8 protein-coding genes and 1 pseudogene are annotated in these 8492 nt (G+C 66.0%); 6 read left to right on the plus strand and 3 right to left on the minus strand.

Annotated features, from left to right (window positions below; genetic code table 11):
- The 5 genes from VN047_RS07010 to VN047_RS07030 all read left to right on the plus strand — a co-directional run.
- A partial coding sequence (locus VN047_RS07010; protein ID WP_325541428.1) for a malate synthase G occupies positions 1–1281 on the plus strand: 1281 nt, incomplete at its 5' end.
- Positions 1282–1568: 287 nt separating this feature from the next.
- Positions 1569–1901 carry a VOC family protein gene (locus tag VN047_RS07015; RefSeq protein WP_325541429.1) on the plus strand — a complete coding sequence of 111 codons (333 nt, stop codon included), beginning with the start codon at positions 1569–1571 and terminating at the stop codon, positions 1899–1901.
- A gap of 159 nt (positions 1902–2060) precedes the next feature.
- Positions 2061–2684, plus strand: a complete 624-nt coding sequence (locus VN047_RS07020; RefSeq protein ID WP_325541430.1) for a DJ-1/PfpI family protein — start codon at positions 2061–2063, stop codon at positions 2682–2684.
- 81 nt (positions 2685–2765) lie between these two features.
- On the plus strand, positions 2766–4781 hold the full coding sequence (locus VN047_RS07025) for a GMC family oxidoreductase N-terminal domain-containing protein (RefSeq protein ID WP_325541431.1): 2016 nt from the start codon (positions 2766–2768) through the stop codon (positions 4779–4781).
- A gap of 28 nt (positions 4782–4809) precedes the next feature.
- Positions 4810–5535: a rhodanese-related sulfurtransferase gene (locus VN047_RS07030; protein ID WP_325541432.1), complete on the plus strand. Its 726-nt coding sequence runs from the start codon at positions 4810–4812 to the stop codon at positions 5533–5535.
- Between the two features lie 238 nt (positions 5536–5773).
- Here the strand turns inward: VN047_RS07030 and VN047_RS07035 are convergent, their stop codons facing one another.
- Complete coding sequence (locus VN047_RS07035; protein ID WP_325541433.1) at positions 5774–6400, minus strand: class I SAM-dependent methyltransferase; 627 nt, start codon at positions 6398–6400, stop codon at positions 5774–5776.
- 119 nt (positions 6401–6519) lie between these two features.
- On the opposite strand from VN047_RS07035, the gene trxB reads away from it, so the two are divergent.
- On the plus strand, positions 6520–7485 hold the full coding sequence (gene trxB, locus VN047_RS07040; RefSeq protein ID WP_325541434.1) for a thioredoxin-disulfide reductase: 966 nt from the start codon (positions 6520–6522) through the stop codon (positions 7483–7485).
- Here trxB and VN047_RS07045 read toward each other — a convergent pair.
- Positions 7482–8279, minus strand: a complete 798-nt coding sequence (locus VN047_RS07045) for a hydrolase 1, exosortase A system-associated (protein ID WP_325541435.1) — start codon at positions 8277–8279, stop codon at positions 7482–7484. The two genes, trxB and VN047_RS07045, sit on opposite strands and share 4 nt — an antisense overlap.
- A pseudogene (locus VN047_RS07050) lies at positions 8264–8492 on the minus strand (hypothetical protein); the annotation flags it as partial. The pseudogene VN047_RS07050 and the gene VN047_RS07045, both read right to left, overlap by 16 nt.

Genomic DNA, 8492 nt, shown 5'->3' on the forward strand with positions numbered 1-8492 from the left:
GGCCTGATGCGCGGCGACCTTGTCGAAAGCTTCGCCAAGGGCGGGCAGACGGTGACGCGCGCGATGGAGGCCGACCGCGAATGGACCTCGCCGTCGGGCGAAGCCTTCACGCTCCACGGCCGCAGCGTGATGTTCGTGCGCAATGTCGGTCATCTGATGACGACGCCGATGATCCGCCTCGCTGACGGCGCCGAAGCGCCCGAGGGGCTGTGCGACGCTGTGATCACCAGCCTCTGCTCGCTCCACGATTTGAAGGGTCTTGGCACGCTCGGGAACAGCCGCGCGGGCAGCATCTATATCGTCAAGCCCAAGCAGCACGGCCCCGAGGAATGCGGCTTCACAAACCGCCTGTTCGACGCGGTCGAGGATATGCTCGGCCTCGCGCGCCACACGATGAAGGTCGGCGTGATGGACGAGGAGCGCCGGACCTCGGCCAACCTCGCTGCGTGCATCCACGCAGTGAAGGACCGCATCGTCTTCATCAACACCGTCTTCCTCGACCGCACCGGCGACGAAATCCACACCTCGATGCGCGCGGGTCCGATGATCCCGAAGGGCGAAATGAAGGCGAGCGACTGGATCGCCTCCTACGAGGATCGCAATGTCCGCATCGGCCTTGCCTGCGGTCTCAGCGGCAAGGCGCAGATCGGCAAGGGCATGTGGGCGATGCCCGACCTGATGCGCGCGATGCTCGAAGCGAAGAGCGGCCATCCGAAATCGGGCGCGAACACCGCATGGGTGCCGTCGCCGACTGCCGCGACGCTGCACGCGCTGCACTATCATCAGGTCGATGTGTTCGCGCGGCAGAAGGAAATCGCGGGCGAGGCGGTGCCGTCGCTCGACCGGCTCCTCAACATCCCCGTCGCCACCGGTCGCAACTGGAGCGAAGCGGAGATTACCCGCGAACTCGACAATAATTGTCAGGGCATCCTTGGTTATGTGGTGCGCTGGATCGACCAGGGCGTCGGATGTTCGAAGGTGCCCGACATCGACGATATCGGCCTGATGGAAGACCGCGCGACGCTCCGCATCGCCAGCCAGGCGCTCGCCAACTGGCTGCTCCATGGCGTCTGCACCTCCGAACAGGTCGATGCCGCGCTGGCGCGCATGGCGGCAAAGGTCGACGCGCAGAATGCAGGCGATGCGCTCTATGAAAAGCTGACGCCCGACGGCATCGCGTACCAGGCCGCGCGCGCGCTGATCTTCGAAGGCGTGACGCAGCCTTCGGGCTATACCGAACCGCTGCTGCACCGATACCGGCAGGCGAAGAAGGCGGCCTGAGCGATCGGCGGGGCGTTTGCTCCCGCCATCGATTGAAACCGCGCCGCTGCTCCGATAGGATCGCCGTGTCAGAAAAGGGCAGGTCGGTGCGGTTGGCCCGACCCCCGCATCCGCGGGTCCTGGCAGCCGCTTCGGCGGCGAGCCCCATGGCCTGAAACGGCGGCGCATTTCCGCGCCGCCGCATCGAAAGGTCGTGTCGTGCAGCAACAGATTTCGGTCATCACGCTCGGTATCGCGGATCTCGCCCGGTCGCGGCGCTTCTAGTCGACGGGTTCGGCTGGACCCCGGTGTTCGAGAATGAGGAGATCATCTTCTACCAGATGAACGGCCTCATGCTCGGCACCTTTGCGCAGGCATCGCTCGAGGCCGACATGAATCGCGGCGGACTCGTCCGGCCGGGAGCCTTCGCGCTCGCGCATAATGTCGAAAGCAAGGCGGCAGTCGACGCCGCGATCGCGCGGCTCGTCGGGGCGGGCGGGACCTCGCTGCGCAAGCCCGACGTGCCGCCGCCCGGCGGCTATCGCGGTTATGTCGCCGATCCCGACGACCATGCGTGGGAAATCGCGTGGAATCCGGCATGGGCGATCGATGCGGAGGGGCGGGTGACCTTCGGCCTCTGACCGGCAACAAGCGGTTGCCACGCGGCGGGAAATGGATAGAACCAATCGGGAACATTGCGGAGTCGCGCCTCTGTCTGTCGCCGCTCCGGGTTGAGGATATCTTCGAAGGCGTTGTACAGGCGCGGACCATTTTACGGCCATTGTTACGGGAGTTTTGACGTGCAGATCGCGGTGCTGACCTTTGACGGTTTCAACGAGCTCGATTCGTTCGTCGCCGCGGCCATCCTGAACCGGCTGCGCGGGCAGGGCTGGATGGCGCACATCACCTCGCCGACGCCGCGGGTGACATCGATGAACGGCGTGACGATCGATCGGCAGCAACCGCTCGATTTCGCGGCAAAGGCCGACGCGGTGATCATCGGCAGTGGAATCAAAACGCGCGAGATCGCGGCCGATCCGTTGATGCTCGGCCGCATCCGGCTCGACCCGTCGCGCCAGTTGATCGGCGCGCAATGTTCGGGAACGCTGCTGCTCGCGAAACTGGGGCTGATCGGCGATCTTCCCGCCTGCACCGACCTCACGACGAAACCGTGGGTCATCGACGCGGGGGTCGAGGTGCTCGACGCGCCCTTCGTCGCGCACGGCAACGTCGCGACCGCGGGCGGCTGCCTCGCATCGCAATATCTCTCCGCATGGATAATTGCGCGGCTCGCCGGAACGGCCGAAGCCGAAGAGGCGCTCCACTATGTCGCGCCCGTGGGTGAGAAGGCCGACTATATCGAGCGCGCGATGGCGGCGGTACGGCCGTTCCTGCCGGCGGAGACCCTCGCCCGCACCGCATAACTGGCGATCCTGTACAATACAGCTTGCTCCGGCCGCCTATAACGCGGCATTTTGCGCACGCGGCAAACAGGGGGCAGGGCGATGACGGCACCGTTCAATTTTGGGCAACTCAAATTTCTGAAGGCGCTGACCGAGGCGCTGTTCCACGATGCCGAGATGGTGATTTCGGCCGATCAGGTCGTCGCCAATGCCTGCGAGTTGTTCGCGAAGGTCGGCGGCACGAAGCTCGACGAGATCCGCCTGTCGCTGACCGCGACCGAACTCGTGCTCGGCGGCCCCTTCTTTACCGAAAATGATGTCGCAAGCCGCGTGGAACGGCTGACGGACCGGCTCAAGAACAGCCAGATCGACCTGTTTCAGGACATGGCGCGGCTGCGCGGCATCGTCTACGCCTGCTATTACGGCCATTGGCAACCCGGGCTCGAACCCGGCGATCAGGACGCCAACATTGCCAATCCGGTGCACCGCCAGATCGGTTTCACCCTCCCTAAATTCCGCCAGCGCGGTGCCGGGGACGTGCCGCTGTCGCTCGTCGGCGACCGCGAGATCGACCCCGTGCATATCCTCGATGCCGACAGCCTTGAGGACGAATATGACGTGATCGTCATCGGGTCGGGCGCGGGCGGCGGCGTCGCGGCGCATAATATCGCGGCGCAGGGTTACAAGGTGCTGGTGGTCGAGGCGGGCCCTTTCTACCCCAGCCACGCGATCACCCATCACGAACTCGACATGATCGCAAGGCTCTACAAGCATGGCGCGCTGCAAACCTCGACCAACCGCGATTTCGTGGTGTTTCAGGGGCGCTGCGTCGGCGGGTCGTCGACGATCAACAACGGGATTTGCCTGCGCGTCAACGAACCTGGCCGCACGCACCCCGACGCGCAGGACGTGCTCGCCAAATGGGCGAGCATAGGTGCCCCGATCGACGCCGCCGCCTTTCATGCCAGCTATGACGCGGTCCGCGACCGGCTGGGGATCGCGCCGATCGAGCCGCGCAGCGGGCGCCACAACGGACCGCACCTGATCAACGGCTGGACCAGCTACGCCGCCGCTTCGACCGATCCGCGCGACAAGCGCGCGGTCGCCGACTGGTTCGCAAAGAATTTCGGGCCGCCCGAAACGGTGAGCGCCTGCGCTTATTGCGGCTATTGCAATTCGGGCTGCGCCTATGGCCGCCGGATGGGGATCGCGCAGACCTATCTGCCCGATGCCTGCCGCATTCACGGCGCGCGCATCCTCCCGAATACCAAGGCCGACCGCATCGTCTGGCAGACGACCTGTGACGGCCGGCGCGAGGCGGAGGCGGTGAAGCTGGTGCTGCCGGGCGGATCGAAGACGCTGGTCCGCGCGCGCGTCGGCGTCGTCGTTGCCGCAGGCACGATCGCGTCGTCGAAGCTGCTCGATCGCAGCGACATATCGGGCACGGGCTATCAGGTGTCGCTCAACGTTGCCTCGCCGGTCGTCGCGCTGATGCCCGACGGCGTCGGCGGCGATGCGTGGGACGAAGACCAGATGTCGAGCTATGTCGATTGCGGCGACTTCCTGCTCGAAAGCCATTTCCAGCCGCCGATGTCGATGGCCTCGCTGATGCCCGGCTGGTTCACCGACCACGCGGCCCGCATGAAGAATTTCGGTCGTGTCCATTCGGCGGGCATATTGTTCCCCGCCGATCGCCGCGGACAGGTGAAGGACGGCAAGCTCCAGTTCCGGCTCGACGCGCAGGACGATCTGCCGATGCTGCGCCGCGCGATGGCGACGCTGACCAAGGTGCATTTCGCCGCGGGCGCGATCGAATGCTATCCGGCGCTGGCGAAGGGGCAGGTGATCACGCCGGGCATGGACGTCGACGCCTTTTTTGATGGCGCGATCCGCGAACAGGACGACGTCACCCTGTCGAGCAGCCATCCGCACGGCGGCAATGCGATCAACGAGAATCCGCAATATGGCATCGTCGATCCCGATTGCCGCGTGCACGGGACGACCAATGTGCTCGTCACCGACGCGAGCACGTTCCCGAGCTGTATCCGCGTGAACGCGCAATGGACCACGATGGCGATGGCGCAATATGCGACCGGGCGCGGCGATCCCTTCCGCTAAGGCACAATCGCGCCTACATGGCGCGCGCATGTTCCAGGTTGCTGCCCTCTATCGTTTCGCGTCGTTCGACGATCCCGCGGCTCTGCGCCAGCCGCTGATCGATCTTTGTGTGGCGGAGGGTGTGATGGGTACACTTCTCCTCGCCCGCGAGGGCATCAACGGAACGATCGCAGGCAGCGAGGACGGCATCGCTGCCGTGATCGGCCATATCCGCGCGCTCCCTAACTGCGCCGGACTCGACGTCAAATATTCGACCGCGGCCGAAATGCCATTCCAGCGCATGAAGGTGCGGCTGAAAAAGGAAATCGTGACGATGAAGGTCGCGGGGCTCGACCCCGCACGTGACGCGGCGCCTTATGTCGACCCCGCCGACTGGAACGCGCTGGTCGACGATCCCGATACGGTGCTGATCGACACGCGCAACGGTTTCGAGGTCGGCTATGGCAGCTTTGCCGGTGCGGTCGATCCCGAAACGAAAAGCTTCGGCGAGTTTCCCGACTGGTGGCGCGCCAATGCGGAGCGTTTCGCAGGCAAGCGCGTCGCGATGTTCTGCACCGGCGGCATCCGCTGCGAAAAATCGACCGCCTTCCTGCGCCACGAGGGTATCGAGGACGTCGTCCACCTCAAGGGCGGCATCCTCGCCTATCTCGAACAGGTGCCGGAGGCCGAAAGCCGCTGGCAAGGCAGCTGCTTCGTCTTCGACGAGCGCGTCAGCGTAGGGCACGGGCTGATCGAGGTCGGCGAGAAGAAGTAGGACTCGACGTCGGCTTCGGGGCGGATTCCTGACTCGTCGCTCCCGCGAAGGCGGGGGCCGCAATCGGCCTTGCGCTATGCTTCCGGCGGCCCCCGCCTTCGCGGGGGCGACGGCCAATATCGGCCGTCAGCTGACCGTCAGCGTGTAGGTCACGCGGTAATCGCTGGCATCGCCGTCGAGCGTCTTCGTGAACGTCCCCGCCGTCTCGCCGATCATCCATCATCTCGGTCTCCTCCGGTCAGGAAAGCAGCCGGGCGGTTCCATATTCGACCCAGCCAAAGGGTCGCGGCGTCTTGGGCATATAGGCCGCGGCCTGCCGGTCGACCGCAAAACCCGCCTGTTCATAGGCGTCGCCGATCGGGCGCGTGAGGTGGCAATTGCCGCCGATACGTTTCCACACCGGCTCGATCCGTCGTTGCCATTTCGCCACCCCGGCATCGGGCGCGGCGCCATGCTCGAGGAAAAGCGCGGTCCCGCCGGGTTTCAGTACCCGGCGAATCTCGCCCAGCACCGCTGCCTGTTCGGCGACCGAACACAAGGTGAAGGTGGTGACCACCGTATCGAAACTGCCGCTTTCGAACGGCATCGCCTCGCCGACGCCGCCGCGGATATCGGCGTCCATCCCCCGCGCCGCCGCCGCAGCAACGCTCATCGCGAGCAATTCGGGCGAGGGATCGAGCCCGCTGAAACTCTCGATCTGCCCGGGACGATAGAATTCCATGTTGATCCCGCCGCCGCAGCCGAGCTCGAGGACATGGCCGCGCGCATGCGGCACGACCTTGCTTCGCAGCTTCATGATCTGCCCCTGCGAACAGGCGCATCTGATCAGGCGCGGTACTCCGTGACGTTCCCACCAGTTCGCCATTCGCCAGTCTCCCCTTGGCGCGGAAGGTGACCCTTGCTAGCGCGGTTGGCAACACCCATCTGTGCGTGTCCGCACAGCCCCGAAATGGTGCCCTTCGCACCGGCCAACGAAAGATCGCCATGCCCGCCGTCCACCACACCAAGATGCTTATCCTCGGTTCCGGCCCCGCCGGGCTGTCGGCCGCCATTTATGCGGCGCGCGCGGGCATGATGCCGATCGTGGTGCAGGGGCTGCAGCCCGGCGGCCAGCTGACGATCACCACCGATGTCGAAAACTACCCCGGTTTCGCCGAGGTGGTGCAGGGCCCCTGGCTGATGGAGCAGATGACGGCGCAGGCGATGCACGTCGGCACCAGCATGATCTGGGACACGATCGTCGACGTCGACCTGTCGCGCCGTCCGTTCAAGCTGACCGGTGACGGCGGCGACGTCTATATGGCCGAAACATTGGTGATCGCGACCGGCGCGCAGGCGAAATGGCTGGGCGTTCCGGGCGAGCAGGAGCTCGGCGGCAAGGGCGTTTCGGCGTGCGCGACGTGCGACGGCTTCTTCTATCGCGGCAAGAAGGTGGTCGTGATCGGCGGCGGCAACACCGCGGTCGAGGAGGCGCTTTACCTCACCAACCACAGCGAGGATGTGACCCTGATCCACCGCCGCGACCATCTGCGCGCCGAAAAGATCCTGCAGGACCGCTTGCTGATCAATCCCAGGATCCGGACGCTCTGGAACAAGCGCGTCGAGCGCTTCGTCGCGGGTGAAGGCACCGCGGGACTCGTCGGCGTCGACCTGATCGACACCGTAACGGGCGAGGCAAGCCACGAGCCCACCGACGGGGGCTTCGTCGCGATCGGCCACAGTCCCTCGACCGAACTCTTCAAGGGCAAGCTGCCGCTCGATGCCGACGGCTATCTGGAAGTGACGCCGGGCACGTCGCTGACCTCGATCCCCGGCGTCTTCGCCGCGGGCGACGTCACCGACAAGATATACCGTCAGGCTGTGACCGCGGCGGGCATGGGCTGCATGGCTGCACTCGACGCCGAACGCTTCCTCGCCGAGGCCGAATATCACGCGATGGCGACCGCCTAGGCGGCGAGAACGGCCAAAATCCGTTCGGCGAGCCACTCGCCATCGTTGCCGGCAAAGCTGTGCGAGGGGCTGACGAGGCGCTCGACCGGGATGCGGTTCAGGGCCGAAGGGCAGTTCTCGACGAAAGCCTGCGCGGTCCGGTCGCCGGTCGCGAGCAGGATCGTCGCGGGGGTTGCCAATCCGGCGATCGCACCGTCGATCCGCGCCGCAAGGCTGTCGGGCGCGGCGGGCGGTACGGGTGCCTTGAGCGCCGCAAGGCCGCGAAACAGCTTCCGCAGATCGATCTCGCCCTTGAACAGCCGCAGCAGGCTTTTCGGGTCCTTCAGCCGCGACAGATAGCGCGCCCGGATCGCGGCGGCGGGGGGCAGCGCGGGCCCGCCCCTTTCCTCGACATCACCCTCATAGGTCCACGGATTGGCGAGGATCAGCGCGTCGAGCGCCAGCGGAGGGTGCAGCAAAAGCGCGCTCGCGGCATCGCAATTGCCAAAGGCGACGACGCGCGTAATCTGCGGAGCGGCCCTGCGAAACGCCTCGATCGCGGCGGCGATGTCGCGACCGCTGGTTGCAAACCCGCCATTTTCGCCTTCGCTGTCGCCGATCCCGCGCCGGTCGAAACGGAACACCGGAAAACCGGCCGCCGCGACGCGCTGCGCCAGCGTCGCCATGCCGCGATGCGCGCCAGCCCGTATCTCGTTGCCGCCCGACACGATCAGCAGCCCGGTGGTGCCCGGGGCCTCGTCAAGGCTCGCGGCAAGCGCCGCGCCATCGCAGTCGAAATTCAGCCGATGCCGCATGTCTTGCTCCACGCCGCGATATCGACTGCGATTGCATAAGCCATCGCAGCATCCTCCCCCGGCTCGGCGCGCAGCCATAAGGGTGTTCCCGCGATGCCGTCGGCGCCAAGGGAGATGCTGCGCACCGGTTCGACGGGCTGCGCCTCGGCGGCGCCCAGCTGCGCGACCATCGCGGGCGACAGCGCGTTGCCGGCGAGCAGCACGGCTTCGGAC

The organism is Sphingopyxis sp. (assembly GCF_035565275.1).
In the GTDB taxonomy this organism is placed as follows: Bacteria; Pseudomonadota; Alphaproteobacteria; order Sphingomonadales; family Sphingomonadaceae; genus Sphingopyxis.